The following is a 25,832-nucleotide window of genomic DNA, read 5'->3' as shown; positions in this document are numbered from 1 at the left end:
CTGCGCAGCGGGGTGCGTTCCACGCCTTCGGGCGCACTGCAAAATGCGTCCGATGGCCATCGAAAATTCTAGGAAGAACATGCGCCGAGGGTGTTCGGGTTCCGCCGCATGAAAGCCAAGGCCGGCCGTTCTGCCGCCGTGCCCAGGAGAAAGCCGCGTCAATCGCGCGCGCGCCATACCTCCCTGGCCCTGCAGGAAGCCTTTGTTCGGCTTTTGGTCGAGCGCGGCTACGCGGGTATCACGATCCGGGAGATCGTCGCGGTCGCCGGCACGGGGCTGGGTAGTTTCTACGAGTATTTCGCGAGCAAGGAAGATTTGGCGCGCGTGTGTCTGCATTTGCGCTCCAAGGCGTTGCTGATGGCGCTGCACGACGCTGTCGAGCGGCACACGGGCCGGCCGCTGCGCGAGATCGTCGATGCGCTGATCCAATCGCAGATCGAGGCGCACCGGGAGCATCCGCTCGAATGGGGTGCCCACTACCTGCTGGAGCGGCATCTTTCCGGGCCCGAGGCCTATCGCAAGATGTACGACCGTTTCGTCGATGAATGGCTCGGCGCGCTCGATGCCGCCGCCGACGTTCCGCCGACGCTCGCGAAGGAAGAGGCGGCGCGTGTCGGCTTCACCATCATGTACGGCCTCTTCGCCCACGCGCACATCGGCGCCCGCGGCAAGCCCGATCTGCAGGCGTTGTCGCTGCAGGCGCGATCGGCGATCAACGCCTATCTGGCATCCCTTTGCGCTGCTTCGCCAGCGACGAGACTCACGAGAGGACCGCAATGACGCCTCGATGGATCAGGATCCTCAAGCGGATCGGCCTCATCGCGGTCACTGCCGTGGTCGTGCTGGTCGGTGGGCGCATCTACAGCATCCAGAGCGGGCCAGCGCTCGAACCCTGGCACACACATGTGCCGCACGAACTCTCCCGCAATGAGCTTCGCAAGGCCGACTGGGCCGCCTACCTCGCTGCCGAGAACGCGGTCTTCGCGGAAGTGCGAACGGAGGTCATGGACAAGCTGCCTCCAGGCGACCAAGTGCCCGGCAACCGCTATTACGAGGCGAGCCCGCTCAATGCGGCGCATTTCGCGCGGGACTGGAATCGCTCTTTCGTGCTCGAGCCGAAGGGACCGCCTCTCGGCGCCGTCGTCTTGCTGCATGGACTGACGGATTCGCCGTACAGCCTGCGGCATATCGCCAAGCTGTACCGCGACCGCGGCTTCGTCGCCGTCGCGATCCGCATGCCCGGTCACGGCACCGTGCCCGCAGGATTGACCAACGTCGATTGGGCGGACTGGTCGGAAGCGACGCGCCTCGCGGTCCGGGAGGCCCGCCGCCGTGTGCCGGCGCCACTGCCGCTGCACATCGTCGGCTACTCCAACGGCGGCGCGCTCGCGATGAAGTACGCACTCGACGCGCTGGACGACGAAAGCCTCGCGCGGCCGGATCGGCTCGTTCTCATCACGCCGATGATCGGCGTGACCGAACTCTCGCGCTTCGCAGGCGTGCTCGGGTGGCCCGCGATTTTCCCGGCCTTCGAGAAAGCGGCGTGGCTCGGCATCACGCCCGAGTTCAATCCCTTCAAGTACAACTCGTTCCCCGTGAACGGCGCGCGGCAATCGTCGCTGTTGACGCGGGACCTCCAGGCTCACATTGCGCGCGAGGAGAGTTCCGGGCGCCTCGCCAAGTTGCCGCCGATCCTCACCTTCCAGTCGGTCGTCGACGCCACGGTCAGCACGCGCGCGATCGTGACCGCCCTGTACGCGCGTCTTCCGGCCAACGGCAGCGAACTGGTGCTCTTCGACATGAACCGCAGCGCCAAGTTTGGTCCGCTGCTGAACGATGCGAGCGATCCGGAGCCGGCCCGCTTGCTCCCGCCCGCGCCGAGGTCATTCAGGTCGACGTGGATCACCAATGACGACGTGGGCTCGTTGTCCGTGGTGGAGCGCAGCGTCGATGCCGGCGCCGTGGCGGAGAAGACCCGGCCATTGGGGCTCGCATTTCCGCGCCAGGTGTTCTCGCTGTCGCATGTGGCGCTGCCGTTTCCAGTGACTGATGCGCTGTACGGACTGCAGCCGGACGGGAGCGAGGATTTCGGCATCAACCTCGGCGCCCTGGCCGTGCGAGGAGAGAACCGCGCGATGGTCGTCAGCTCGGACTTCCTCACGAGGCTGCTGTCGAATCCGTTCTATCCCTACATGGCCGAGCGAATCGAGGAGGGCATCCCGCAACGCCCGCAACGGTAGGGATGCCGCATCCGCGCATTCAGGTCAGGCGAGCTTGAAAGGCAGCGCGCGCACGGGTTTGCCGGTGATCGAAGCCACGGCGTTCGCGAACGCCGGAGCAAGCGGCGGCAAGCCCGGCTCGCCCATCCCTGTGGGTGCATCGGCACTCGGCACCGTGTACACGGCAATCTGCGGCATGTCGCTGATGCGGGGCACGACGAAGTCGCCGAAATTGCTTTGCTGCACCACGCCGTCCTTGAGCGTGATCGCGGCGCCGGGCAGGCACATCGACAGGCCCATGACCGCGGCACCTTGCACCTGCGCTTCCAGGCTTTGCGGATTGACCACCAGATTGCAGTGCACGCCCGCCGTCACGTTGTGCAGCGTGGGCGTGCCGTCCTTGACCGAGGCCTCGACGACATACGCCACCACCGAGTTGAACGATTCATGCACGGCCACGCCCCAGGCCCGGCCCGCTTCGAGCTTCTTCTTGCCGTAGCCGGATTTGTCCACCGCCAGTTGCAGCGCCGCCTTGTGCCGCGGGTGCTGGTCGCCGATGAGTTTCATGCGATAGGCGACCGGGTCCTGCCGGGTGGTGCGGGCGATCTCGTCGACCAGTGTTTCCATGACGAATGCGGTGTGGGTCGAGCCCACGCTGCGCCACCAGAGCACCGGCACGTTGAGCTTCGGGTGATGCACCGTGAGGCGCATCGGGATGTCGTACGGCTCCTTCATGCCCTCGACGGCGGTGGCGTCGATGCCGTCCTTCACCATCATCGGCTCGAACATGCTGCCCATCAGCAGCGACTGGCCGACGATCGCGTGGTCCCAGCCGGTGATCTTTCCCTGCGCGTCGAAGCCGATCTTCGCGGTGTGAAGATGCATCGGCCGGTAGTACCCGCCCTTGATGTCGTCTTCGCGGCTCCACAGCGTGCGGATCGGCGCGGTGATGCCCGCCGCCTGCGCCGCCTTGACGACGCTGCAGGCCTCGGCCACGAAGTCGCTGGTCAGCAGGCCGCGACGACCGAAACCGCCGCCCGCCATCTGCACGTTGACCTTGACGTTCTGCGGCGGCACGCCGAGGACCTTGGCGGCCGCCATGCCGTCGATCCCGGGCATTTGCGTGCCGGTCCAGACTTCGGCCTTGTCGCCCGCGAGGCTGACCGTGCAGTTGAGCGGCTCCATCGGCGCGTGCGCGAGGTAGGGGAACACGAACTCGGCGTTGATCTTGTGCGGCGCACTGGCGAGCTTCGACACGTCGGCGTCGTACTTGCGCGGACCGGGCTTCGTCGCAAGGTCGCGGTATTGCGCGAGTTGCTTCTCGCTGTCGACCTTCTCGACGCTGCTGCTGTCCCATTCGAGCTTGAGTGCGTCGCGACCTTGCTTGGCGGCCCAGTAGCCGTCGGCGATCACTGCCACGCCTTCGCCGCCGCGATCGACGGGGACGCGCAGCACGGCCTTGACGCCCTTGATCGACTTTGCCGCGCTGTCATCCACGGACTTGAGCTTGGCAGCAAACACCGGCGGATGCGCCACGACGGCGGTGAGCATGCCGGGCAGGCGCATGTCGATGCCGTAGCTCTGGTGGCCGCTGGATTTGGCTTGCGCGTCGAGCCGGCCTGTGGGCTTGCCGATGAGGCGGAAGTCCTTGGGGTCCTTCAGCTTGACCGTCTCCGGCACCGGCTGCTTCATTGCCGCCTCTGCAAGCTCGCCATAGCCGAACTGCTTGCCGCCAGGGCCGATGACGACGCCATTGCGCGTTTGCAGCGTGGCCGCGTCAACCTTCCACTGTGCCGCCGCCGCGCTGACGAGCATGGCGCGCGTGCGTGCCCCGAGCTCGCGGTACTGCGTGTACGAATTCTTGATGGAGCCCGAGCCGCCCGTGATGTGCATGCCGAACGCTGGATCGACATACGCCGGATCGTTGCTTCCATGAACGCTCTTGACCTTGGACCAGTCGGCGTCGAGTTCCTCGGCCAGGATCATCGGCAGCGACGTCTGCACACCCTGTCCGAATTCGAGCCGGTTGATGGTGATGGTGGTCGTGCCGTCGCGGTCGATGCGCACGAAGGCCGACGGCTGCTGCAACGGCTTCAGACCGGCCGGCTTGGCGCCTGCGGCGGTCGTGTCCTGCGCCAGCGCGCTCATCGGGAAGACGCCGAGCGCGAAGCCGCTCATGGCGGTGAGCTTCAGGAAGCTGCGCCGCGGGAGGCCTCGGGATTCGGGGGCACCGTCCTGGCGTGTCATCAGCGCCCGCAGGTTGGCGGGCAGTTCGAAGGTGGTCTGATCGAAGTTCATGATGTGATCTCCTTCAGGCCAGCGTCTTGGCGGCATCGGCGATCGCGGCGCGAATGCGCGCGTAGGTGCCGCAGCGACAGATGTTGCCGGCCATGGCCGAATCGATATCGGCCTCGCTGGGTAGCTTGCCCGGCGGGACCGTCTTGAGGAAGGCGGTCGCCGACATGATCTGGCCGCTCTGACAGTAGCCGCATTGCGCCACGTCATGCTTGACCCAGGCCTCGTGAACGGCCTTGCCGACCTTGTCGCTGCCGTCGGTGACGCTTTCGATGGTGGAGATCTTCTGTCCCGCGGCCGCGGAGATCGGCGTCACGCAAGAGCGGATCGCCTGGCCGTTGAGATGTACCGTGCAGGCGCCGCACAGCGCTGCGCCGCAGCCGAACTTGGTACCCGTCATGCCGAGCGTGTCACGCAGCGCCCAGAGGATGGGGGTGGAAGGGTCGGCGTCGACCTGTCGGTCCTGGCCGTTGATATGGAGCGTCGTCATCGCGGGGTCCTTTGGGCGAACATTAATTCGGCCAAACGATAGACCTGTCGCTTCTCGCGGTCAAGCGACTCAGGCCTTGATGCCGTCCCAGCAGAGTCCGAAAGCCATCGTCAGATTGGCGTTGGTGTGGGCCAACGTGCCGGAGCGCAGCAGATTCGCGGTCTCGCGCACCGAGCCGCCGAAGCTGTTGATCAGCAGCACGGTCGGCACGTCCTTCAGGATCTGCTCGGCCTTGGCTTCTTCGACCAGGTCGACCCAATCCTTGATGAGCCGGGCCGACAGGTTGCGGCTTTCTTCGCTGAACCAGGGGGAGTTGTAGTACTGCTCCAGAAACACGACTTGCGCATAGTGCGTCAGGCGGTGTTCGAGCCAGTTCATCCACATGTGTCGAAAGCGACTGCGAAACGGCGCCTTCGGGTTGTCGCCATGCATGAGGCTGGCGGCGGTTGCAGTCTTGGCCTGCTCGTAGAGCGCGACCATCAACTCTTCCTTCGACTTGAAATAGACGTACAGCGTGCCGGTGGCCAGGCCCGCTTCGCGGGCGATGGCGGCCATGGTCAGGCCGCTCAAGCCGGTTTGCCCGACGAGCGTGAACGTCGCCTGGGCGATGGCGCGGAGCTTCTCGTCGTCTTTGAGTTTCACGGCGCCGATCTTAGTTTTTTGTTCTTGGGTGAACAAGAATTCATTCAATGACGTCGCGGAACGCGAAGCATCAGGGGTGAACCATGGCTTCCTGGCCTATGGAAAGGCGCTGCCCGACGACGTTGATGCAGCGATCCACGCGGCCGCGGACTTCGCGCTTCGGGCTACTTGACAGTTGGAGCGGGCGGCAATGCCGTTTGCGATTCAAGCCGACCGTGACTCACCCTTCAACCTCCAGGTCTTCAACACCGGTACGAGCGCTGCCGACGCGATAGTGATCATATGCGCGGTCACGCGACCACCTTTGAATGCGATGACGAGTTCTGGACGCCCCTCGCGCAGCATCTGAGCGTTTCTGATGAGCCCAGCACGACCCGGGTAGCGTTCCCAGTCTGCAGGGTAAGTGGCGATCTTGATCCCGCGTGTCCTGGCCCATCGACGCGCGAACTCGTCGGCACCCGTGCCTCCGCCCTCGATGAGGGTCGTGATGGGCTGACGCGCATGCATGCGGTCGAGCACATGGACGATGAAGGGCCAGTCGTCGAAGTTGCGACCGCCGCAGACGAGCACTCTCACGGATCAGCTCAACGGGTCCATGCAGTAGGCCACGTCTTCATCTGGGCGTCCTTCATGTCTGTGGGCTCTTGATGTGTGCATGGGGAAGTTTGAGCAGGAAAAGGCGATCGCGTGCTCAGTGACCGGCACGTCCAGGACGCAATGTAGCCAGACTGAAGCATGGAGGGCACGGCCTTTGCGGCGATTGGCGTGTGGTTTCGCACGGAATCAAGGCACTTCAAGGAGGGGCGTGGTGCTTCCAGAACAACCCGCCCAGATGCAAGTCTCGGCGGCTCTTTGTCGGACGCCAAAAAAAACGGCGCTATCGTTGCGATCGCGCCGTTTCTTTACCAGAGTGGGTTTGCTGGTGGGCCCTGAGTGACTTGAACACTCGACCTACGGATTAAGAGGCCATCATCATGCGGCCCGTGCGCGCAGTTGCAGACCAACGTGACGGAGATCGACGTGGAGTAGAGGCTGTAGGCAAAATGACGCGATGCGACCGAAGTTGATTTTCCTTTCGCTTGCCGTGTGCCTCTCCAGCGCCGCTCACTCAGAATGGTTGACGATGGCCGGCGTCGCCGGGGATCCAACCAGCGACTACTTTCAGTTCAACCCTGATTCGATCCAAAAAAGCGGCGACCTTCGATTTGTGGGAGTGCGTGCAAGTCGGGCCGACGCGCAAGGGATGGATGGCTTTGCCTATCGCTCCTTTGACGCCACTGCCGTTGTCAACTGCAAGCGCGGCTCGGCGAGCTATGCGAGGGCGAGCTACTTCGACAGGCCGAATTTCGGAGGCGCCCCGGTAAAGGTTCAGGTATACGTCGAGGGCAGGATGCCGGTGGTCTGTTGGGTGACCGCTGACGGGCGGCCGACCAGGCTGATCAAGTCGCTCTGCGGAACCGATGCGTTGGAGTCGATCGGCTAAGCCGCGGTGAGAACGTTGGGCGCACTCTTTCTGCTCGTGATGGGTGCCGGCTTGCTTGTCGTCGCCTGGCGCGGCTATCGCGATGGTGAGCTACCTGCTGGCTCCAATTTCCTCCGCCCCTACCGTCCCAACAGGGATGACGACCCGTTGGCGTTCCGCATCTTTCTGGTGCTGTACATGTGCGGCGGTGCAGCGTTGATCCTCTGGGGGCTGCTTTCTCTCCTGGGAATGGCGCCTGCGCTGAAACTGAGGTAGGTCCGATGTCGGGGGCGCAGGCCGTATTCGCCGCGCTGTGGAATACCGGCCTGTCACGCCGGTAGTGCGGGTTCGCGATCTTCGGCACAAAACCGCTGCTGCGCACGCTGATCGCGGAGCAGAAGAAGACGAACGAACTGCTGGCCGCTGCGGCGGCGCGAGCCAAGTCGCCGAGCGAAGTCGTGCTCGTCAGCACCCGCAAGGTCGACGCCTAACGCCAGCGTCGGCCGAACCGGCGCGCCTTGCGGCGGGGGATTTTGAGTCCCCTGCGATCCGACGCATGATGGCCCAGGACGACGGTGTCCGCCCTCACTCGCAGATACGCATGAAAAAGCCCGCGGGCGGCGGACAGTTTGCGGGTCCGTGCAAATCGGGGCCTTCGATCGACCCCGGTCTGTGCTATCAGGCTGCGACTGCTTCCGACTCGCGGATCAGCACCTCGGCCGGAATGTGCAGGCCGTCGCTCAGCCGGCGGATCATGTGCAGCGTCAGCGGTCGCTTGCGCGCGAGTACTTCGTACACGCGATTCAGCGGGCCGATGTACGGCACAAGGTCTTTGACGTTCATGCCCGATTGATCCATGCGGAACTTGATCGCCTCAATGGGGTCGGGCGGGTCGATCGGGTAGTGCTTTGCTTCGTAAGCCTGCACGAGCGTGCCCAGCACATCCAGACGCTCACCCTCGGGAGTGTCGGGCGCCGGGTCGATGTCGATCAGCGCCGATACCTGCTCCAGCGCGGCGAGATAGTCGGCTTCAGTGCGGATGGCTTTGACTTCCATGATCAGGCTCCTTTGAACTGGTCAACGCTGCGATCCACCTTCGTGCGGCCAATCGAGACCTTTCTGGCGTCCGGTACGCCTGCACGCGCGAGCGCTACTGGATATGTGACGCGTCACATTGGCGTCTCATTTCGGGCGCCCAAATAAAAACGGCGCTACCGTTTTGATAGCGCCGTTTCTTTACCAGAGTGGGTTTGCTGGTGGGCCCTGAGTGACTCGAACACTCGACCTACGGATTAAGAGTCCGCTGCTCTACCAACTGAGCTAAGAGCCCCTGATCAACATTTCTGTCGTTTCAGGCAATCCGACGATTATAGCCACAACTTTTTGAGCAGTTCGTCACACCCGCTCAAAAATGCACGCGATGCCCTGGCCGCCGCCGATGCACATGGTCACGAGCGCGTAGCGGCCCTGGATGCGTTCGAGCTCGTACAGCGCCTTGACCGTGATCAGCGCACCCGTTGCGCCGATCGGATGGCCCAGCGAGATGCCCGAGCCGTTCGGGTTCACCTTCGCGGGGTCGAGACCGAGGTCCTTCGTCACCGCGCAGGCCTGCGCCGCGAAAGCTTCGTTGGCTTCGACCACGTCCATGTCGGAGGCTTTGAGCCCGGCTTTTTCGAGCGCCTTGCGCGAGGCCGGCACAGGCCCGATGCCCATGTAGGCCGGATCGACGCCGGCAAAAGCGTAGGCCACGATGCGCGCCATCGGCTTGAGGCCGCGTCGTGCGGCTTCTTCCTTTTCCATCAGCACCACAGCAGCGGCTGCGTCATTGAGGCCGGAAGCATTGCCGGGCGTGACGGTGCCGTTCTCCTTCAGGAAGGCAGGCTTGAGCTTCGCCATGTCTTCCATCTTCGCGTTGAAGCGAACGTGCTCGTCGGTGTCGAACTGCGTCGGGCCCTTGCGGCTTTCGAGCGGCACCGGAACTATCTGCGACTTGAAGTAGCCGGACTCGATGGCCTTCTGGGCGCGCTGATGGCTGGTGAGCGCGGTCTGATCCTGCGTCTCGCGGCTGATGTCCCACTTCTTGGCCACGTTCTCGGCCGTGATGCCCATATGGATGTTCTGGAACGGGTCGTGCAGCGCGCCGATCATCATGTCGACGAGCTTGGTGTCGCCCATGCGAACGCCCCAGCGAGCGGTCAGCGAGGAAAGGGGCGCGCGGCTCATGCTCTCGGCGCCGCCGCCGACGGCCACCTTGGCGTCGCCGAGCTGGATGCTCTGCGCTGCGCTCACGATGGCCTGCAGGCCCGAGCCGCACAGGCGGTTGACCGTGAGCGCGGGCGTTTCCTGTGCGCAGCCGCCTTCGATCGCGGCCACGCGGCCCATGTACATGTCGCGCGGCTCGGTGTTGATGACGTGGCCGAAGACCACGTTTTCCACGTCCTTGCCGTCGACCTTAGCGCGCGCCAGCGCTTCCTTGGTAACCAACGCGGCCAGTTTGGTGGGGGGAACATCCTTCAGGCTTCCGCCAAAAGTACCGATGGCGGTGCGAACGCCGCTGACGACAACCACTTCTTTCATGACGACTCTCCGTGCAAACAAAACCTCGATGATGCCAGCACGCGCGCCACCGGGGTGATGGCGGCGTTACGATCCGTGCCCTTACTAGGAGCCTTCAATGAACGAAGCGAACGCCGCCCGTCACATCGTCGTGACGGGCGCCGCCGGCGCACTGGGTCGCGCCGTAGTGCGGCATTTTCTCGACGCGGGTGCCCGCGTGGCCCTGATCGATCATCGGATGGAGCACCTGAACAGTGCCTTTCCCGGGCTCGACAACTCGCAGCACCTCCTGCTGGAGGCGGATGTCACATCGGTGCCGGCGATGGCCGACGCGGCAACGCGCATCCTCGGCGCCTTCAAGCAGGTCGATGCGCTGGTCCACATCGCGGGCGGCTTCGAGATGGGAGAGGCGGTGCACGCCCTGAGCCGTGCTGCCTGGGACCGCATGATGAACCTGAACGCATGGTCGTTCGTGGCGGTTTCGCAGGCGCTGGCGCCGTCGATGATCGAGCGCAAGACCGGCAGCATCGTTGCCGTCACCGCGAAGACGGCGATGCGCGGCCTGCCGGCCATGGCCGCCTACATTGCATCGAAGAGCGCCCTGCAGCGCCTCGTCGAGGCCTCGGCGGCCGAACTTGCGCCGCATGGCATCAACGTCAACAGCATCGCGCCCAGCGTGCTCGACACACCGGCCAACCGGCAGGCCATGCCGGACGCCAATCCGGCCGGATGGGTGTCGACCAGCGTGGCGGCCCAGACCATCGGTTTCCTGGTTTCTCCCGCGGCGGCCGCACTGCACGGCCAGCATTTGACGCTCGACGCCTGACCGGCTCGGCCCGGTTTCGCGCCGGGTACGTGCACCAAGGGGCAATCAGCGCTTCACCATCGGACAAGTGCGCTTTGCCCGCGACCTGCGCATGCTATCGGGTGGGTGCTTCGGCGCGGCGAATGTTGCCGCGCCGATTGATTCGAGGAGGAGATGACGATGGCGCACGTGATCCCCGGACCCGATACGCAAATGAAGCTCAGCGACGAGTACGTCCGCCTCGTCGCGCGCGACGCCTTCTTCTGGGCGTGGCCGATCGTCAACGTCTACAACCGCCGCAGCACCTTCGGCCAGCTGCCGCACCCGATGCTCCTCGGCGGCGTGTTGCCGGTCGGGCCGGTGAACACGCTGACGATGCTCACCGACTACATCGATCCGGCCGAGCGTGCGGTCGCCTGCCCGAACCAGGACGTGGTGTACGGCAACGGGATCGTTGCGCTCGACGAGTCGCCGGTCGTGCTGCAGGTCCCGGATTTCGGCGACCGCTTCTGGGTGTACCAGGTGGTGGATTCTCGAACCGACAGCTTCGCCGAACTGGGAAAGATGTACGGCACTCGGCCTGGCTTCTATCTGCTGGTCGGGCCGAACTGGGTCGGCACGGTGCCGCATGGCATCAGCAAGGTGTTCGCGTCGCAGACCTGCACGGGCGTCGTGGTTCCGCGCGTGTTTCGCGAAGACACACCGCAGGATCTGGCGGCGGTCCAGTCCGTCATCAACCGGATCGGTCTCTACCCGGTCGCCGAGTTCAACGGAAAAACGAAGATCACCGACTGGCGCAAGGTGCCCGTGGCGAGCAATCCGGCGAGCGGGGGCGACGGCGCGGAAACCCGCTGGGTGCCGCCCGCGGCGTTCCGCGACCTGCTGCCGGGCGCGCTTGCCGACGCCAAGCCGCTGCCCGGGGAGTCGGCCCGCTACGCGCAGGTGCTCGCTGTGGTCGATGCGGCTGCAAGGGAACCGCACGTCCGGGACGTGTTCGACCGGGCGGTGGTCGCAGCGGAAAAGGAACTGGTCGATCCGCTCTTCGAGTTCCGCAACTACGGCCGGCAACTGCCGCACCATTGGTCCACCATCGCCAACGGCGCGGGCTTCGGCACCGACTACTTCACGCGCACCGCGGTTGCGAAATCGAACATCTTCGTCAACAGGCAGCGCGAGACGAAATATTTCTACCAGGACCTCGACGCGGAAGGCGCGCGGCTGAATGCCTCCCGTCGCTACACGGTCACCTTCCCTCGCGGAGAGACTCCGCCGGTCAAGGGCTTCTGGTCGCTCACGCTCTACAACAAGCACCACTTCTTCGAGCCGAACCGCCTTGCGCGCTATTCGGTCGGCACCAAGAGCAAGGCGCTTCGCTATGACACGGACGGATCGCTGACGATCCGCGTGCAGGCCGACTCGCCGGGCGCCGAGGAGGAGGGCAACTGGCTGCCCGCTCCGGCTGATGGCACGAGCGAGTTCTCCCTCTACATCCGTTCGTACTGGCCCGAAGAGCCCGTGTTGAATGGCCATTGGACGCCGCCAGCGGTTGTCAGGGTGCCTTAGCGGCGCATACTGGATGGATTCATGGTCCTTCCCGAATGAGCGCGGATCTCCAGCATTCCAGTTTGCGGATCGACGATGGCGTCGGCGAACGCAGCTTGGCCGAGCGTCGGCATCTGCTGCGCTTTCTGCTTCGACTCGGCCACCTCCTGCTGGCGACCGGCGCGCCCGCGGGGCTTGTGGAGACAACCCTGCGTCGCGTGGCGCGCGTCAACCGCGTCGACCACTTCAACGCGCTCGCGTTGCCGACGGTCGTGTTCGTCAATTTCGCCGAGGAAGACTCCCTGCAGATCGAGTTCACCTCTGAACAGGGGCTCGTGCTTCGATACGACCAGATCGAAGGGGCCTACGAGCTGGCGCGCGACGCCGAACGCGAGCCGATCGATCCGTCCGAGGGCTTGAAGCGGATCAACGCCATCCTGTCATTGCCTGCGCGTTTCGGGTTGATGTGGGGCGTTCTGGGGCATGTGCTTGCGACCGTCGGGATCGCCCTCGTGCTGCGGCCGGCATCCGACGTGGTGGGCGCCGCAGCATTTTTCGGGCTGATCGTCGGCGTCCTCAAGGTCCTGGCGCGCGACCGCGGGATCATCACGACGCTGATGCCCACTGTTGCCGCTTTCGTCGTGGCGCTGGTGTCATTGCTGGCCGCCCAGCATGGGTTCAGGGCCAGCCCCATCTACGTGCTCGTCGCGTCGTTGGTGACTTTCCTGCCGGGCGGCACGCTCGCCACGGCGACCGTCGAACTCGCCTACGGCGACATCGTCTCGGGCGGCACGCGATTCGTTTCGGGGCTGCTGCAACTCGTGTTCCTCGTCCTCGGCATGCTGGCCGCGACGTCGATCGTCGGGCTACCGCCGGACAAGTTGCTCGAACCTGAGTCCGAGGGCGCATTGCGCGCATGGGCGCCGTGGGTAGGGGTGCTGCTGTTCGGGGTGGGGCATGTGCTGCACTACTCTGCGCGACTGCGCACATTGCCGTGGTTGCTGGCGCTTCTGTTCGTCGCGCAGATCGGGCAGTTGATCGGCAATGCCGCGTTCGGCGGCTACATGAGCGGCTTCTTCGCGGCGATGCTGATCACCCCGGCGTCGTACATGGTGCAGTACCGACTCGGTGGGCCGCCTTCGATGGTGACGTTCACGCCGGCGATGTGGCTGCTGGTGCCTGGTTCGCTGGGGCTCATCGGGATGGCCGAGCTGGTTGGCACCAACCGGCTGGCGGGCGTCGAGAATTTCGTGGCGACGCTGTTCACGATTGTCTCGATCGGGCTGGGGTCGGTGATTGGTACCGGGGTTTACAACGCACTGTTCGAACCCGTGTTCCAGCGGGCCGGCACCATGACGGATGTGATGCTGCGGTACCTGAGGCTGCGGCGTTGAGCAGCGAATGAAGGTTGGTGGAGAGGATGAGGATCGAACTCACGACCTCCGCATTGCGAACGCGGCGCTCTCCCAGCTGAGCTACCCCCCCAACGCAGCGCAAATTCTAACCAGAAGCGGCCGCCCGTTGCACGGCATGACCATGCCAAGATGCGCTCCTTTTCAAGAAAAAGGAGACAGAAGAATGGCGCTGTACGACCCCGCCTGGCTGGACAGCATGTACAACAACCGGGCCCGTGTGCCGGAGCACCCCGTGCATCTGGCGCGATGGGCTTCGAAGTCCGCCAGCGCGCGCGCTTCCCTGGATTGCAGGCTGGATCTGCCTTATGGCGACGGGCCGAGTGAGACGCTCGACGTGTTTCCTGCAACGGTTCCGAATGCGCCGGTGCTGGTGTACATCCACGGCGGTTATTGGCGTTCGCTGGACAAGAGCGACTCTTCCATGGTTTCCCCCGCATTCGTCGACCGTGGCGTCTGCGTTGTTGTGCCCAACTACGCGCTTTGCCCCGGTTCGGTCGAGCAGCTGGTCTGCGTCGCCGATATCGCGCTGCAAATGGTTCGCGCGCTCGAATGGACCTGGCGCAACATCGCGGCGCATGGCGGCGATCCTTCGCGCATCACGGTTTCCGGCCATTCGGCGGGCGGACACCTGGCGGCGATGCTGCTGGGATGCGACTGGAAGGCGGTCGCGCCGGACTTGCCCGCGCAACTGGTGCGCAACGCATTTTCGATTTCCGGCGTCCATGACCTTCGGCCGCTTCAGCACGCGCCCTTCATCGCGGATGCGCTGCGCCTCACCGAGGCCGAAGCGCTGCGCCTCAGCCCCGCGTTCTGGCCGGCGCCGAAGCGCGGCAAGCTCTATACGGTTGTCGGCAGCGGGGAGAGCGAGGAATTCATCCGCCAGAACGCCCTGATTCGCGACGCGTGGGGATCCACCGCGGTGCCGGTCAGCGAAGTGCTGCCGGGTCTCGACCACTTCGGCGTCGTGGACGCTCTGGCCGACCCCACGCACCGCCTGCACGCGCTGGCGATGCAACTGCTCGACGCTTGAGCGCAGCCGTCGAGCAGCGGCGCGGGCCTACATCAGCAGGTGCTCGCCCGCGTTGTCGCCGCCCAGCGTGACGTAGTTAACCTTGCGGATGTCCATGAGCTTGCGGCCGCCCGCATAGCTGATGGAGCTCTGGATGTCCTGCTCCATCTCGATCAGCGTCTCGGCCAGCTTGCCCTTGATCGGCTCGAGGATGCGCTTGCCTTCGACGTGCTTGTACTCGCCCTTGTTGAAGTCGCTGGCCGATCCGTAATATTCCTTGAAGAGCACGCCGTCGACTTCCACCGTCTTGCCCGGCGATTCCTCATGACCCGCGAAGAGCGAGCCGATCATCACCATCGAGGCACCGAAGCGGATGCTCTTGGCGATGTCGCCGTGGTCGCGGATGCCGCCGTCGGCAATGATCGGCTTGGTCGCCACACGCGCGCACCACTTGAGCGCCGACAACTGCCAACCGCCGGTGCCGAACCCCGTCTTGAGCTTGGTGATGCAGACCTTGCCGGGGCCGATGCCCACCTTGGTCGCGTCGGCGCCCCAGTTTTCCAGATCGATGATTGCTTCCGGCGTGCCGACGTTGCCAGCGATCACGAAGGACTTCGGCAGCTTCTTCTTGAGGTACGCGATCATGTTCTTCACGCTGTCGGCGTGGCCGTGCGCGATGTCGATCGTGATGTACTCGGGCGCCATGCCGGCAGCAACGAGTTGGTCCACCGTGTCGTAATCCGGCTTCTTCACGCCCAGCGAAATCGAGGCGAACACCCCCTGCGCGTGCATGTCCTTGACGAACTTGACGTTGTCGAGGTCGAAGCGGTGCATCACGTAGAAGTAGCCGTTCTTCGCGAGCCAAGTGCAGATGGTCTCGTCGACCACCGTCTTCATGTTGGCGGGCACTGTCGGAATGCGAAAACTGCGGCCGCCGAGGGTGACGCTGGCGTCGCACTCGGAGCGGCTTTCCACCACGCATTTGCGGGGCAGCAGAAGGATGTTGTCGTAGTCGAAGATTTGCATGAGATTCCAAGCTCCTTGAAAGGTCGTCCCCGAAGGATTTCGGCGGCGATGGGGCGCTTGGCTTGGAGCCCGGTTTTGCGGGTGCGCCGTGCGGCGTCACCGAACCCTGCAATGCGCAGGCACAAAAAAACCGGACGTCAAGAAACTTGGGCCCGGTGACTGATTCTACCCGCTCGCCCCACGGCGGGTGGGGCGTTTCTACAATGGGCACATGCTCCCATATGACTTGTTTTCCGGCGCGCCCGACGCCCAGGGCGAAGCGCCCGCCGCGTCCCCCCTGCTCGCCAACCTGAACGCGGAGCAACTTGCAGCCGTGACGCTCCCTGCCGGGAATGCGCTGATCCTCGCCGGCGCCGGTTCGGGCAAGACCCGGGTGCTGACCACACGGATCGCGTGGTTGCTGCAGACCGGCCAGGTGTCGCCCGGCGGCATCCTCGCCGTGACCTTTACCAACAAGGCCGCCAAGGAAATGATGACGCGGCTGACCGCTATGCTGCCCGTCAACGTTCGCGGGATGTGGATCGGCACCTTCCATGGGCTGTGCAATCGCTTCCTGCGTGCGCACTGGAAGCTCGCAGGGCTTCCTTCCACTTTCCAGATTCTCGACACGCAGGACCAGCTTTCCGCCATCAAGCGGCTGATGAAGCAATTCAACGTCGACGACGAGCGTTTTCCGGCCAAGCAGACCCAATGGTTCATCGCCGGTGCCAAGGAAGACGGCCTGCGCCCGCGCGACGTCGAGATCCGCAGCGATGACGACCGCAAGAAGGTCGAGCTCTATCAGCTCTACGAGGAGCAATGCCAGCGCGAGGGGGTGGTCGACTTCGGCGAGCTGATGCTTCGCAGCTACGAGTTGCTACGCGACAACGATCCGGTGCGCGAGCACTACCAGCGGCGGTTCCGGCACATCCTGATCGACGAATTCCAGGACACCAACCGCCTGCAATACGCGTGGATCAAGATGCTCTCCGGCACCATGGTCGACGGCCGTTTCGCACCTGCCGACAACAGCGTGATCGCGGTCGGCGACGACGACCAGAGCATTTATGCATTCCGCGGTGCGCGTGTGGGCAACATGGCCGATTTCGTGCGCGAATTCAACGTGTCGCACCAGATCAAGCTGGAGCAGAACTACCGCAGCTACAGCAATATCCTCGATTCGGCCAACGAACTCATCAGCCACAACAAGAAGCGCCTCGGCAAGAACCTGCGTACCGACCAGGGCCCGGGCGAACCAGTGCGCGTCTACGAGTCGACCAGCGATTTCGCCGAAGCGCAATGGATGGTCGAGGAGATGCGCCAGCTGGTGCGCGACGGCATCGATCGCAAGGAGATGGCCGTGCTCTACCGCAGCAATGCGCAGAGCCGGGTGATCGAAACGGCGCTTTTCAATGCCGCTGTGCCGTACCGCGTGTATGGCGGCCTGCGCTTCTTCGAGCGAGCCGAAATCAAGCACGCACTGGCCTACCTGCGGCTGCTGGAGAACAAGGACGACGACACGAGCTTCCTGCGCATCGTCAACTTTCCGCCGCGCGGCATCGGCGCGCGCAGCATCGAGCAGTTGCAGGACGCGGCCCGCGCGGCCGGCCGCTCGTTGCACGACGCCGTCAGCGCGGTCGGCGGCAAGGCCGGCGGAAATCTCTCCGCTTTCGTCGCGAAGATCGACGTGCTGCGCGAGCAGACGCAGGGCATGTCGCTGCGCGAGATCATCGAACTGGTGCTGGACCACAGCGGCCTCATCGAGCACTACAAGGCCGACCGCGAAGGCGCCGACCGCATCGAGAATCTGGAAGAACTGGTCAACGCCGCCGAAAGCTTCGTCACGCAGGAAGGCTTCGGCCGCGATGCGGTGGCGCTGCCCGTCGACGAACTGCGGCAATCACCGGTCAGTCAAGGCATCGATCCGAACCGCCCCGTCACCGACGAACCGCTCGCGCCCGATGCGGAAACGGGCGAGACGCTCAGCCCGCTCGCGGCGTTCCTGACCCATGCCGCCCTCGAATCCGGCGACAACCAGGCCCAGGCCGGCCAGGACGCAGTACAACTCATGACCGTGCACGCCGCCAAGGGCCTGGAATTCGATTGCGTTTTCATCACCGGCCTGGAAGAGGGCCTGTTCCCGCACGAGAACTCGATGAGCGACTATGAAAGCCTCGAGGAAGAGCGCCGCCTGATGTACGTGGCCATCACCCGCGCACGCAAGCGCCTGTACCTGAGCCATTCGCAGACCCGCATGCTGCACGGCCAGACCCGTTACAACGTCAAGAGCCGTTTCTTCGACGAACTGCCCGAGAGCGCCCTCAAGTGGCTCACCCCCAAGAACCAGGGTTTCACGCCCTCGGCCTTCGGCTATGGCGGCGGTTACGCAAGCACGCGCGGCAGCGGTGGAGGCAACTACGGCAAGGAAACCTTCGCCAGCCCTCCCGTCCCGCCCCAAAAAGCCGCGCCATCCCACGGCCTGCGCTCAGGCATGCAGGTCTTCCACAACAAGTTCGGTGAAGGCACCGTATTGGCGCTGGAAGGCAGCGGCGACGACGCCCGCGCCCAAGTCAACTTCCCCCGCCACGGCGTCAAGTGGCTGGCCCTCTCAGTAGCAAAGCTAACCCCGGTCTGACCAAACGGCCGGCGCAGCCAGGCCTGTTGGTCAAACACCGCGGAACCGGCTTTGCCGGGCCGCTGGTGTTGCCCCCGGTAGGGGGTGGGCGGCTACACGAAGTGAGCCAACCTGGGGGCGAGCTATTCTTGAAATGAATCCCTGAAGGTGAACCAGGTGCTGGTGAAGAACATTGCTGCCATCACCAGCGCGCCGCCGACCATCACCGCGCCGCCGGCCGCCGAGGCGCCCGCGCCGATGCCCATCGCGCCGACAGCCACGAGCAAGGTCGCGATCAGGCTCAACACGATGCCTGCGCCGATGAAGACACCGGTCCAGACCAGTCCGAAGACGGTGAGCGCGCCGAAGTTCTTGAAGCAGGCCACGAAGCTGAAAAACAGGCTCTTGGCCGGTGGCACGCGGTGCCAGTGCACGAGCGCCGGCGCGTGCCAGAAAGCCAGCGATAGCGGCAGGTAAAGACCCATCGCGATCCAGAGCGCTACCTGGAACTCGGTGGTTTCCGCCAATTCGCGCGTGAGCGGGCCGCCGAGCAGGTACACCCGGGCGAACTGCCCGCCATCGGCCAGCGCGGAGATCGCCATGACCGCGAGGAACAAGCCAGCGTACATCGCGCCGAGCACGGCCATGGGCCGGACGTCGGAACGGACTGCATTCAACGCCGCCATGAACACGGTGCCCGCAGGCGGCTTTTCAGGCCCGGCGGCCCGCGCAGCCGCCGCCATGAGGCCCAGCGTCATGGTCGGCAGCAGCATCAACGCAATCGCCGCACCAATCAGCGGCAGTTGCGAGGCGATCGACACCAGCGCCATGAAGAAGAAGAACAGCGAAATGAAGGCCAGCGGCTGTCGCGCGAAGGCCTTGAGTCCGCTGCGGACCCACAGCACGCCGGTGCGTGCCGGAACAAGGTTGAGTTTCATCGGGTCGGGTCAGGCGGCCTGCAGTTCGTCGCCATGTGAGAACTCGAAGGTCGCATGGGCGCGCTCGCGCAGCACGCGTTCGAAGTGCGTCGGATCGTGCGCCTTGAGCATGCTTGCTTCACGCGGCAGGTGATAGTCCCACAGCCGCGAAATCCAGAAACGCAGCGCGGCGGCCCTGAGCATGGCCGGCAGCAGGGCGCGCTCGGCGCCGGTCAGGGGGCGCACGGTGCCGTAGGCGGCGAGCAGCGCGGCGGCGCGTGCGGCATCGTGGCGGCCGGTCTGGAGGTCGATGGACCAATCGTTCAGGCACACGGCCACGTCGAAAAGCCATGTGTCGGTGCCGGCGAAATAGAAGTCGAAGACGCCCGTCAGCCGTGGCGCGTCGGCGCTGGCGTGGGTGTCGAACATCGCGTTGTCCCGGAACAGGTCGGCGTGGATCGGCCCGCGCGGCAGCGCGGCGTAGGCCGAGGATTCGGCGATGTGGTTCTGGTAGGCGAGTTCGCTGCGCAACAGTGCGGCTTGCGGGGCCTCCAAATAGGGTAAGACCACAGGCGTGGTGTCGTTCCACCACGGCAGGCCGCGCAGATTGGGTTGGATGCGCGGATAGTCTCGCGCAGCAATGTGCATGTGAGCCAGCAGGCGGCCGAGTTCAGCGCAGTGTCGTGCCGTGGGTGCCAGTACGCTCTTGCCCTGAAGGCGCTGCACCACGGCGGCAGGTTTGCCGGCCACCGTGTGCAGCAACTCGCAAGGCGCGTTGGCGGGTATCGAAAGCGGGTGCCCTTGCATCGGCTCGATCTTCGGATCGGCCACTGGCTCCGGCACCGGAATACCCCGTGCCGCGAGGTGCTTCATCAAACAAAGGTAGTACGGAAGCTGTTCGGGGCCGAGGCGCTCGAACAAGGTCAGCACGAACTCACCCGTCGCGGTGGTCGCGAAGTAGTTGGTGTTCTCGATCCCGCCTTCGATGCCTCGAAGTTCGCTCAGCGGGCCGAGTCCCAGGCGCTGCACCAGCGCGTCGGCTTCGTCGAATCCGACTTCCGTGAAAACTGCCACCGTGCGCTCAGAACTTGAAGACGTTCCACCAGACCCGCGAGCCGGGGTCTGAGTTGCTCGAATCGGGTTGGCCCTGCATGTTGCTGCCCTGTTCGCGGTTGGGCATGACGTTGTACGCCGGCGCGTTGTTCTTGGGCTTGACGGTGATGCTCATCGTTTGGCCGCCGACGCGAACCTCGTCGACGGTGGCGCCGCTGTCTTCGGTATGGATGTGCTCGATCTTCTGGTTTTGGCGGCCGTTTTCCTTGTCCGCTTCCGTTTTGCCCGCCGGGGCCGGCTGCTGCGCCGGCGGGGGGGTCTGGGCCTGTACGGCGGCAATCGCCGCGACGCTGGCGAACATCAGCGTGGCCAGGCGAATGCGGGAAACGTGAAGCAACGTGGAAGACATGATCAGGATTGTAGGTCCGCGCTCGCTTCAGGGATACAAGTCCGTGGCGTTCCGGCACACCTTCCGGACGGCCGGTCGCGGCACGGCAAAATGCCTTGATGACCGACAAGAAAACGCTGCTGCTCGTCGACGGATCGAGCTATCTCTATCGCGCCTTTCACGCGATGCCCGACCTGCGCGCCGTACCCGGCGACAACAGCAGTCCCGCCACGGGCGCCATCCGGGGAATGATCAACATGATGCAGGCCTTGCGCCGCGAGGTGCGGGCCGACTACGCCGCCTGCGTCTTCGACGCGCCGGGCAAGACGTTCCGCGACGACTGGTACCCCGCCTACAAGGCCAATCGCTCGCCGATGCCGGACGACCTGCGCAGCCAGGTCGAGCCGATCCACCAGGTCGTACGGATGCTCGGCTGGCCGGTCCTTTGCGTGCCCGACATCGAGGCCGACGACGTGATCGGCACGCTCGCCCGGACCGCCGCCGTCCAGGGCATTGAAGTCACGGTGTCCAGCGGCGACAAGGACCTGAGCCAACTCGTGGACGAGCACGTCACCATCATCGACACGATGAACGGCAAGAAGCGCGACGTGGCCGGCGTGACGGCCGAGTTCGGCGTGCCGCCGAACCTGATGATCGACTACCAGACCCTGGTCGGCGACACGGTCGACAACGTCCCCGGCGTCGAGAAGGTCGGTCCGAAGACAGCCGCCAAGTGGCTGCTCGAATACGGTTCGCTCGATGCGCTCATCGCACGTGCCGGCGAGGTCAAGGGCCAGGCCGGCGAGAACCTGCGCAAGGCGCTCGACTGGCTGCCGCAAGGCCGTCGGCTGGTGACCATCCGGACCGATTGCGACCTCGGCGAGCATGTGAGCGGGCTGCCCTCGCTGGACGCCATCGCCATCGGACCGCAACAGACGGATGCCCTGAAGACCTTCTACGAACAGTACGGCTTCAAGTCCCTGGTGAAGACGTTGGAAGCCCACGAGGTGCAGCCCGAACTGATCGAGGAGAACAAGAAGCGCAAGGGACCGGAAGGCGGCACCGGCCTCTTCGACGATCCCAGTTTCCAAGCCGCGGCCAAGGTCTCCAACCTGGCCTACGACACGATCATGACCTGGGAGGCCTTCGACACCTGGCTGGCCAAAATCCAGGCGGCCGAGCTCGTGGCGATCGACACCGAGACCAACTCGCTCGACGAGATGCGCGCCGAAATCGTCGGCCTGAGCTTCAGCGTGACGCCGGGCGAGGCGGCCTACATCCCGGTGGGCCACAACTATCCCGACGCGCCCGTTCAACTGCCGCGCGATGAAGTCCTGGCAAAGCTCAAGCCCTGGCTCGAAGACGGCACGAAGAAAAAGCTCGGCCAGCACATCAAGTACGACCGCCATGTGTTCGCCAACCACGGCATCGAGGTGCAAGGCTATGCGCACGACACGATGCTGCAGAGCTACGTGCTGGAGGTGCACAAGCCGCACGGCCTCGCCAGTCTGGCGGAGCGGCACCTGGGCCGTACGGGCATCGACTACGAAGACCTCTGCGGCAAGGGCGCACACCAGATCTCGTTCAGCCAGGTGTCGATCGACAAGGCCGCCGAATACTCGTGCGAGGATTCCGACCAGACGCTGGACGTGCATCGCGTCCTCTGGCCGCAACTCGAAGCCAACGAGAAGCTGCGCTTCATCTACGAGCTGGAAATCGCATCCAGCGAGACGCTCTACCGCGTCGAACGCAATGGCGTGCTGATCGACGCGCCCACGCTGGCCGCGCAGAGCAACGAACTCGGCAAGCGCATCATGGCGCTGGAGCAGGAGGCCTACGAACTCGCGGGCCAGCCCTTCAATCTCGGTTCGCCCAAGCAGATCGGCGAGGTGTTCTTCACCAAGCTGGGCCTGCCGGTTGTCAAGAAGACACCGAGCGGCGCACCGAGCACCGACGAAGAGGTACTGGAAAAGCTCGCCGAGGATTTCCCGTTGCCTGCCAAGATCCTGGAGCATCGCGGTTTGTCGAAGCTCAAGGGCACTTACACCGACAAGCTTGGCTTGCTGGCGAATCCGCGCAGCGGTCGGGTGCACACGCACTACGCGCAGGCCGTTGCAGTGACGGGGCGGCTGTCCAGCAACGACCCCAATCTGCAGAACATCCCGATCCGCACGGTCGAGGGCCGCCGTGTGCGCGAGGCTTTTGTCGCGCCGGCGGGCAGTGTGATCGCGAGCTCCGACTATTCGCAGATCGAACTGCGCATCATGGCCCACATCAGCGGCGACGAATCGCTGCTGCGCGCATTCACCGAAGGCATCGACGTGCACCGGGCGACGGCCGGCGAGGTGTTTGGCGTCGCGGTGGACCAGGTGTCGAGCGAGCAGCGCCGCTACGCGAAGGTGATCAATTTCGGGCTGATCTACGGCATGAGCAGCTTTGGCCTTGCGCGCAACCTGGGCATCGAGACCAAGGCCGCGGCGTCCTACATCGAGCGCTACTTCGCGCGCTATCCCGGCGTGAAGGCGTACATGGACGAGACCAAGGCGCTGGCCAAGCAGAAAGGTTACGTCGAGACCGTGTTCGGCCGCCGTCTCTATCTGCCGGAGATCAACTCGCCCAACGGCCCGCGTCGAGGCGGCGCCGAACGTGCGGCCATCAACGCGCCGATGCAGGGCACCGCTGCCGATCTCATCAAGCTCAGCATGGTGAAAGTGCAGGACGTGCTCGACGCCGAGAAGCGCGGGACAAAGATGATCATGCAGGTGCACGACGAACTGGTGTTCGAAGTGCCTGAAGATGAAGTCGAGTGGGTTCGCATCGAGATCCCACGGATCATGGCGAGCGTTGCGGAACTCAAGGTGCCGCTGCTTGCGGAGATCGGCTTTGGGCCCAATTGGGATAAAGCACACTAGCCTAGATACGCTCGCCCCCAGGTTGGCTCACTTCGTGTAGCCGCCCACCCCCTACCGGGGGCAACACCAGCGGCCCGGCGAAGCCGGTTCCGCGGTGTTTCTGGAATGTCCCTCTCTTGGAGAACTGAGAACAATGAATGTTGCTACTGCTTTTGGGCGTCGGGCCTTTGTCCTTACGGCGCTGAGTTTTGCTTGTGCTTGCGCTTTTGCTGCGCCTGATGAGCGTCTCGCTTCGCTTGCCGCGAAGGAGAAGCCGGCGTTGCTGGAGACATTGAAGCAGCTGGTTTCTGTGGAATCGGGGAGCCGTGATCTGGAAGGGCTGGACAAGATTGCGAATCTGATTGTCGAGAAGTTCAGGGCGCTTGGCGGCGAGGTCGAACTGATCGATCCGTCGGCCGATGCCTACCGCATGGAGGACACGCCCGAGAAGATCGGCAAGGTGGTGCGTGCGACGTTCAAGGGGACGGGCACGAAGAAGATCATGCTGATCGCGCACATGGACACGGTCTACCAGATCGGCATGTCGAATCAGCAGCCGTTTCGCATCGATGGCGACAAGGCCTATGGGCTCGGGATTGCGGACGACAAGCAGGGCGTCGCGGTCATCGCTCACACGGTGGCGCTGCTGAAAGCGTTGAACTTCAAGGACTACGGCACATTGACGGTCCTGATCAACGGCGACGAGGAGATCAGTTCGCCGGGCGCGCGTTCACTCATTACGAGGCTGGGCGGTGAGCATGACGTGGTGATGTCGTTCGAGGGGTCTTCGGTTCGCGAAGACAAGCTGTCGCTCGCGACCGCGGGCATTGCGTCTGTCACGCTCAACGTCACGGGCAAGGCTTCGCACGCGGGTTCGGCACCCGAGGCGGGCGTGAATGCGCTGTACGAGCTTTCGAATCAGATCCTGCAGATGCGTGACCTGTCCGATCCGGCGACCGGCCTGAAGATGAACTGGACCATCTCGCGCGCCGGCACCAATCGCAACGTGATTCCAGCCACTGCGACGGCGGGCGCAGATGTGCGGGTGCTGAAGGTGAGCGACTACGACCGCATCGAGCAGCAGGTGCGGGAGCGCGCGAAGAATCAGCTGATTCCGCAGGCCAAGGTCGAGGTCAAGTTCGAGCGCCGTCGTCCGCCGCTGGAGGCCACGGATGCATCGCGCGCGCTGGCAGCGCATGCGCAGCAGATCTACAGGGAGCTTGGCCTGCCGCTGGGCGCGGACAACAAGGTCGCCGGCGGCGGCACCGACGCCGCCTTTGCCGCACTGAAGACCAAGGCGGCGGTGGTGGAGCGCTTCGGCCTCCAGGGCTTCGGCGCGCATTCGATGGATGCCGAATATGTACTGATCGATTCGATCGAACCGCGGCTCTATCTGGCGACGCAGATGATCATGGACGTGTCGCGCGGCAAGGTCGGGCCTGCTTCCAACTGAGGCGCAGCTTCTCTCGCGATGCGCCTACGTCACATCGAGGTTTTCAACGCGATCATGCTCACCGGGAGCGTGAGCGCGGCAGCGCGACTCATCAACATCACGCAGCCGGCAGTGAGCCGGACCTTGCAGCATGCGGAGATCCAACTGGGGTTTGCGCTTTTCCAGCGCGCCAAGGGACGACTGACGCCGACGACGGAGGCGTTGACGCTGTATCCGCACATCGAGCGGCTTTTCGCGCAGCTCGACGAGGTGCAGCGGCTGGCGGCGAACCTGCGCACGGCCAGTGATGCGGGGGAGTTGCGCATCCTCACGGTGCTGGCATTGAGCTATGAAGTGCTGCCGCGCGCGCTCAAGCGTTTCCGGGAGAAGCATCCGGGCGTGGCTGTGACGGTGGAGTCACTGCACTCGCCGCAGATCATGTCGGCGCTGCTTCTACAGGAGGCAGACGTGGGCTTTGCGTTCAGTCCGGCGGTGCATCCTTCGTTGACGCAAGAAGCGCTGGCGGACAGCCGCATGGTGTGCATCGCGCCGAAGGGGATGCTGTCACGCGCGCTTCTGCGCAATGGGTCGGTGGCCTTGCACGATCTGGTCAATCTGCCGGTGGTGGGGCTCGACAGTCGCGATCCGGTCGGCACTAGCCTGAGCCAGGCTTGCCGTCAGGCGGGGGTTGGCTTTCAGCAGGCGGTGGTCACGGTGCAGACCTATCACGCGGCGCTTGCGATGGCGCATCACGGGCTCGGGGTTGCGCTGGTTGATGGATGCACGGCCTGTTCGGCGGATCGGGAGAAAGTGGATGTGTTGACGCTGGAGCCTCACATTCCGGTGCCGATTCGGGCGCTGCGGTTTGCGGGACGGCCGGATTCTGTGGCTGTGCGGAGCATCACACGGTTTATGCGGGAAGCTATTGAGGAGATGAGGTAGAGGGTCTTGGGGTGGCGGAGGCGGGCGGTGTGCGCTGGGCCGGCCGACGTCACCGGCCGCTTCGCGGCTGCCCTGCGCTGCTCACGGTACGCGGGGTCCGCGCGAAACTCGCTTCGCTCAAACACGCGCAGCCCTGATCCGCGTACCGCTGCGCT

General features: G+C 64.5%; 22 protein-coding genes and 2 tRNA genes. 12 read left to right on the top strand and 12 right to left on the bottom strand.

Features of this window, described 5'->3' with window-relative positions:
- The first annotated feature begins 108 nt into the window (after positions 1-108).
- Together AC1DHL_RS13340 and AC1DHL_RS13335 are read left to right on the top strand one after the other, a co-directional pair.
- Positions 109-780 (top strand): TetR/AcrR family transcriptional regulator, encoded by a 672-nt coding sequence (locus tag AC1DHL_RS13340; RefSeq protein WP_478104797.1) that lies wholly within the window; start codon positions 109-111, stop codon positions 778-780.
- Complete coding sequence (locus tag AC1DHL_RS13335; protein WP_478162268.1) at positions 777-2,240, top strand: alpha/beta hydrolase; 1,464 nt, start codon at positions 777-779, stop codon at positions 2,238-2,240. The genes AC1DHL_RS13340 and AC1DHL_RS13335 overlap by 4 nt, the downstream gene beginning before the upstream one ends.
- Before the next feature lie 24 nt (positions 2,241-2,264).
- Here the strand turns inward: AC1DHL_RS13335 and AC1DHL_RS13330 are convergent, their stop codons facing one another.
- The 4 genes from AC1DHL_RS13330 to AC1DHL_RS13315 form a co-directional block, all read right to left on the bottom strand.
- The gene (locus tag AC1DHL_RS13330) at positions 2,265-4,517 is read right to left on the bottom strand and encodes a xanthine dehydrogenase family protein molybdopterin-binding subunit (RefSeq protein ID WP_478162267.1); all 2,253 of its coding nucleotides are present in this window, start codon (positions 4,515-4,517) and stop codon (positions 2,265-2,267) included.
- A 13-nt stretch (positions 4,518-4,530) separates the two neighbouring features.
- Entirely contained in the window at positions 4,531-5,004 is a 474-nt protein-coding gene (locus AC1DHL_RS13325; RefSeq protein ID WP_478104801.1) for a (2Fe-2S)-binding protein, read from the bottom strand.
- A gap of 69 nt (positions 5,005-5,073) precedes the next feature.
- The gene (locus AC1DHL_RS13320) at positions 5,074-5,646 is read right to left on the bottom strand and encodes a TetR/AcrR family transcriptional regulator (protein WP_478162266.1); all 573 of its coding nucleotides are present in this window, start codon (positions 5,644-5,646) and stop codon (positions 5,074-5,076) included.
- A 204-nt stretch (positions 5,647-5,850) separates the two neighbouring features.
- Positions 5,851-6,222 carry a DUF2493 domain-containing protein gene (locus AC1DHL_RS13315; protein WP_478162265.1) on the bottom strand — a complete coding sequence of 124 codons (372 nt, stop codon included), beginning with the start codon at positions 6,220-6,222 and terminating at the stop codon, positions 5,851-5,853.
- 547 nt (positions 6,223-6,769) lie between these two features.
- On the opposite strand from AC1DHL_RS13315, the gene AC1DHL_RS13310 reads away from it, so the two are divergent.
- Positions 6,770-7,129: a surface-adhesin E family protein gene (locus tag AC1DHL_RS13310; protein ID WP_478162264.1), complete on the top strand. Its 360-nt coding sequence runs from the start codon at positions 6,770-6,772 to the stop codon at positions 7,127-7,129.
- Between the two features lie 15 nt (positions 7,130-7,144).
- Positions 7,145-7,384, top strand: a complete 240-nt coding sequence (locus AC1DHL_RS13305; protein ID WP_478162263.1) for a hypothetical protein — start codon at positions 7,145-7,147, stop codon at positions 7,382-7,384.
- 402 nt (positions 7,385-7,786) lie between these two features.
- On the opposite strand, the gene AC1DHL_RS13300 is transcribed toward AC1DHL_RS13305, so the two are convergent.
- The 3 genes from AC1DHL_RS13300 to bktB all read right to left on the bottom strand — a co-directional run bounded on the left by AC1DHL_RS13300 (position 7,787) and on the right by bktB (position 9,685).
- Entirely contained in the window at positions 7,787-8,164 is a 378-nt protein-coding gene (locus AC1DHL_RS13300) for a helix-turn-helix domain-containing protein (RefSeq protein ID WP_478162262.1), read from the bottom strand.
- Between the two features lie 198 nt (positions 8,165-8,362).
- Positions 8,363-8,438 (bottom strand) — tRNA-Lys (locus tag AC1DHL_RS13295).
- A gap of 65 nt (positions 8,439-8,503) precedes the next feature.
- On the bottom strand, positions 8,504-9,685 hold the full coding sequence (gene bktB, locus AC1DHL_RS13290) for a beta-ketothiolase BktB (protein ID WP_478162261.1): 1,182 nt from the start codon (positions 9,683-9,685) through the stop codon (positions 8,504-8,506).
- A 97-nt stretch (positions 9,686-9,782) separates the two neighbouring features.
- On the opposite strand from bktB, the gene AC1DHL_RS13285 reads away from it, so the two are divergent.
- The 3 genes from AC1DHL_RS13285 (at position 9,783) to AC1DHL_RS13275 (ending at position 13,405) form a co-directional block, all read left to right on the top strand.
- A complete protein-coding gene (locus AC1DHL_RS13285) occupies positions 9,783-10,490 on the top strand; it encodes an SDR family NAD(P)-dependent oxidoreductase (RefSeq protein WP_478104825.1) in 708 nt (235 codons plus the stop codon).
- Positions 10,491-10,649: 159 nt separating this feature from the next.
- Complete coding sequence (locus tag AC1DHL_RS13280; protein WP_478162260.1) at positions 10,650-12,032, top strand: DUF1254 domain-containing protein; 1,383 nt, start codon at positions 10,650-10,652, stop codon at positions 12,030-12,032.
- A 35-nt stretch (positions 12,033-12,067) separates the two neighbouring features.
- Entirely contained in the window at positions 12,068-13,405 is a 1,338-nt protein-coding gene (locus AC1DHL_RS13275; protein WP_478104827.1) for a threonine/serine exporter family protein, read from the top strand.
- A gap of 15 nt (positions 13,406-13,420) precedes the next feature.
- Here AC1DHL_RS13275 and AC1DHL_RS13270 read toward each other — a convergent pair.
- Positions 13,421-13,496 (bottom strand) — tRNA-Ala (locus AC1DHL_RS13270).
- A gap of 93 nt (positions 13,497-13,589) precedes the next feature.
- Between AC1DHL_RS13270 and AC1DHL_RS13265 the strand changes: the two genes are divergently transcribed.
- Complete coding sequence (locus AC1DHL_RS13265) at positions 13,590-14,456, top strand: alpha/beta hydrolase (RefSeq protein WP_478162259.1); 867 nt, start codon at positions 13,590-13,592, stop codon at positions 14,454-14,456.
- 27 nt (positions 14,457-14,483) lie between these two features.
- Here AC1DHL_RS13265 and AC1DHL_RS13260 read toward each other — a convergent pair whose 3' ends face one another.
- Positions 14,484-15,461 (bottom strand): GMP reductase, encoded by a 978-nt coding sequence (locus tag AC1DHL_RS13260; protein ID WP_478104830.1) that lies wholly within the window; start codon positions 15,459-15,461, stop codon positions 14,484-14,486.
- Between the two features lie 211 nt (positions 15,462-15,672).
- Between AC1DHL_RS13260 and AC1DHL_RS13255 the strand changes: the two genes are divergently transcribed.
- Positions 15,673-18,075, top strand: a complete 2,403-nt coding sequence (locus tag AC1DHL_RS13255; RefSeq protein WP_478162258.1) for a UvrD-helicase domain-containing protein — start codon at positions 15,673-15,675, stop codon at positions 18,073-18,075.
- Between the two features lie 122 nt (positions 18,076-18,197).
- Here AC1DHL_RS13255 and AC1DHL_RS13250 read toward each other — a convergent pair whose 3' ends face one another.
- The 3 genes from AC1DHL_RS13250 to AC1DHL_RS13240 are packed head-to-tail and all read right to left on the bottom strand — an operon-like array spanning position 18,198 to position 20,433.
- Positions 18,198-18,992 (bottom strand): BPSS1780 family membrane protein, encoded by a 795-nt coding sequence (locus tag AC1DHL_RS13250; protein WP_478162257.1) that lies wholly within the window; start codon positions 18,990-18,992, stop codon positions 18,198-18,200.
- A 9-nt stretch (positions 18,993-19,001) separates the two neighbouring features.
- Positions 19,002-20,045: a homoserine kinase gene (locus tag AC1DHL_RS13245; protein ID WP_478162256.1), complete on the bottom strand. Its 1,044-nt coding sequence runs from the start codon at positions 20,043-20,045 to the stop codon at positions 19,002-19,004.
- 7 nt (positions 20,046-20,052) lie between these two features.
- Complete coding sequence (locus AC1DHL_RS13240) at positions 20,053-20,433, bottom strand: hypothetical protein (RefSeq protein ID WP_478162255.1); 381 nt, start codon at positions 20,431-20,433, stop codon at positions 20,053-20,055.
- Positions 20,434-20,531: 98 nt separating this feature from the next.
- On the opposite strand from AC1DHL_RS13240, the gene polA reads away from it, so the two are divergent.
- From polA to AC1DHL_RS13225, 3 genes are all read left to right on the top strand, one after another.
- On the top strand, positions 20,532-23,324 hold the full coding sequence (gene polA / locus AC1DHL_RS13235) for a DNA polymerase I (protein WP_478162254.1): 2,793 nt from the start codon (positions 20,532-20,534) through the stop codon (positions 23,322-23,324).
- A gap of 133 nt (positions 23,325-23,457) precedes the next feature.
- A complete protein-coding gene (locus AC1DHL_RS13230; protein WP_478162253.1) occupies positions 23,458-24,756 on the top strand; it encodes a M20/M25/M40 family metallo-hydrolase in 1,299 nt (432 codons plus the stop codon).
- A gap of 18 nt (positions 24,757-24,774) precedes the next feature.
- Entirely contained in the window at positions 24,775-25,677 is a 903-nt protein-coding gene (locus AC1DHL_RS13225; protein WP_478162252.1) for a LysR family transcriptional regulator, read from the top strand.
- Positions 25,678-25,832: the final 155 nt, after the last annotated feature.

This window comes from Variovorax sp. 10L426 (genome assembly GCF_056395305.1).
Note: the sequence above shows the minus strand (reverse complement) of the source record. Positions and strands in the feature narration are given on the sequence as shown.

Excerpts from the sequence above, each read along its gene's own strand:
- bktB (WP_478162261.1), bottom strand. The coding sequence starts at position 9,685 with ATGAAAGAAGTGGTTGTCGTCAGCGGCGTTCGCACCGCCATCGGTACT.
- AC1DHL_RS13280 (WP_478162260.1), top strand. The coding sequence starts at position 10,650 with ATGGCGCACGTGATCCCCGGACCCGATACGCAAATGAAGCTCAGCGAC.
- polA (WP_478162254.1), top strand. The coding sequence starts at position 20,532 with ATGACCGACAAGAAAACGCTGCTGCTCGTCGACGGATCGAGCTATCTC.
- AC1DHL_RS13310 (WP_478162264.1), top strand. The coding sequence starts at position 6,770 with ATGGCCGGCGTCGCCGGGGATCCAACCAGCGACTACTTTCAGTTCAAC.
- AC1DHL_RS13325 (WP_478104801.1), bottom strand. The coding sequence starts at position 5,004 with ATGACGACGCTCCATATCAACGGCCAGGACCGACAGGTCGACGCCGAC.
- AC1DHL_RS13330 (WP_478162267.1), bottom strand. The coding sequence starts at position 4,517 with ATGAACTTCGATCAGACCACCTTCGAACTGCCCGCCAACCTGCGGGCG.
- AC1DHL_RS13335 (WP_478162268.1), top strand. The coding sequence starts at position 777 with ATGACGCCTCGATGGATCAGGATCCTCAAGCGGATCGGCCTCATCGCG.
- AC1DHL_RS13285 (WP_478104825.1), top strand. The coding sequence starts at position 9,783 with ATGAACGAAGCGAACGCCGCCCGTCACATCGTCGTGACGGGCGCCGCC.
- AC1DHL_RS13260 (WP_478104830.1), bottom strand. The coding sequence starts at position 15,461 with ATGCAAATCTTCGACTACGACAACATCCTTCTGCTGCCCCGCAAATGC.
- AC1DHL_RS13265 (WP_478162259.1), top strand. The coding sequence starts at position 13,590 with ATGGCGCTGTACGACCCCGCCTGGCTGGACAGCATGTACAACAACCGG.
- AC1DHL_RS13230 (WP_478162253.1), top strand. The coding sequence starts at position 23,458 with ATGAATGTTGCTACTGCTTTTGGGCGTCGGGCCTTTGTCCTTACGGCG.
- AC1DHL_RS13275 (WP_478104827.1), top strand. The coding sequence starts at position 12,068 with ATGAGCGCGGATCTCCAGCATTCCAGTTTGCGGATCGACGATGGCGTC.
- AC1DHL_RS13340 (WP_478104797.1), top strand. The coding sequence starts at position 109 with ATGAAAGCCAAGGCCGGCCGTTCTGCCGCCGTGCCCAGGAGAAAGCCG.
- AC1DHL_RS13300 (WP_478162262.1), bottom strand. The coding sequence starts at position 8,164 with ATGGAAGTCAAAGCCATCCGCACTGAAGCCGACTATCTCGCCGCGCTG.
- AC1DHL_RS13225 (WP_478162252.1), top strand. The coding sequence starts at position 24,775 with ATGCGCCTACGTCACATCGAGGTTTTCAACGCGATCATGCTCACCGGG.
- AC1DHL_RS13255 (WP_478162258.1), top strand. The coding sequence starts at position 15,673 with ATGCTCCCATATGACTTGTTTTCCGGCGCGCCCGACGCCCAGGGCGAA.
- AC1DHL_RS13240 (WP_478162255.1), bottom strand. The coding sequence starts at position 20,433 with ATGTCTTCCACGTTGCTTCACGTTTCCCGCATTCGCCTGGCCACGCTG.
- AC1DHL_RS13250 (WP_478162257.1), bottom strand. The coding sequence starts at position 18,992 with ATGAAACTCAACCTTGTTCCGGCACGCACCGGCGTGCTGTGGGTCCGC.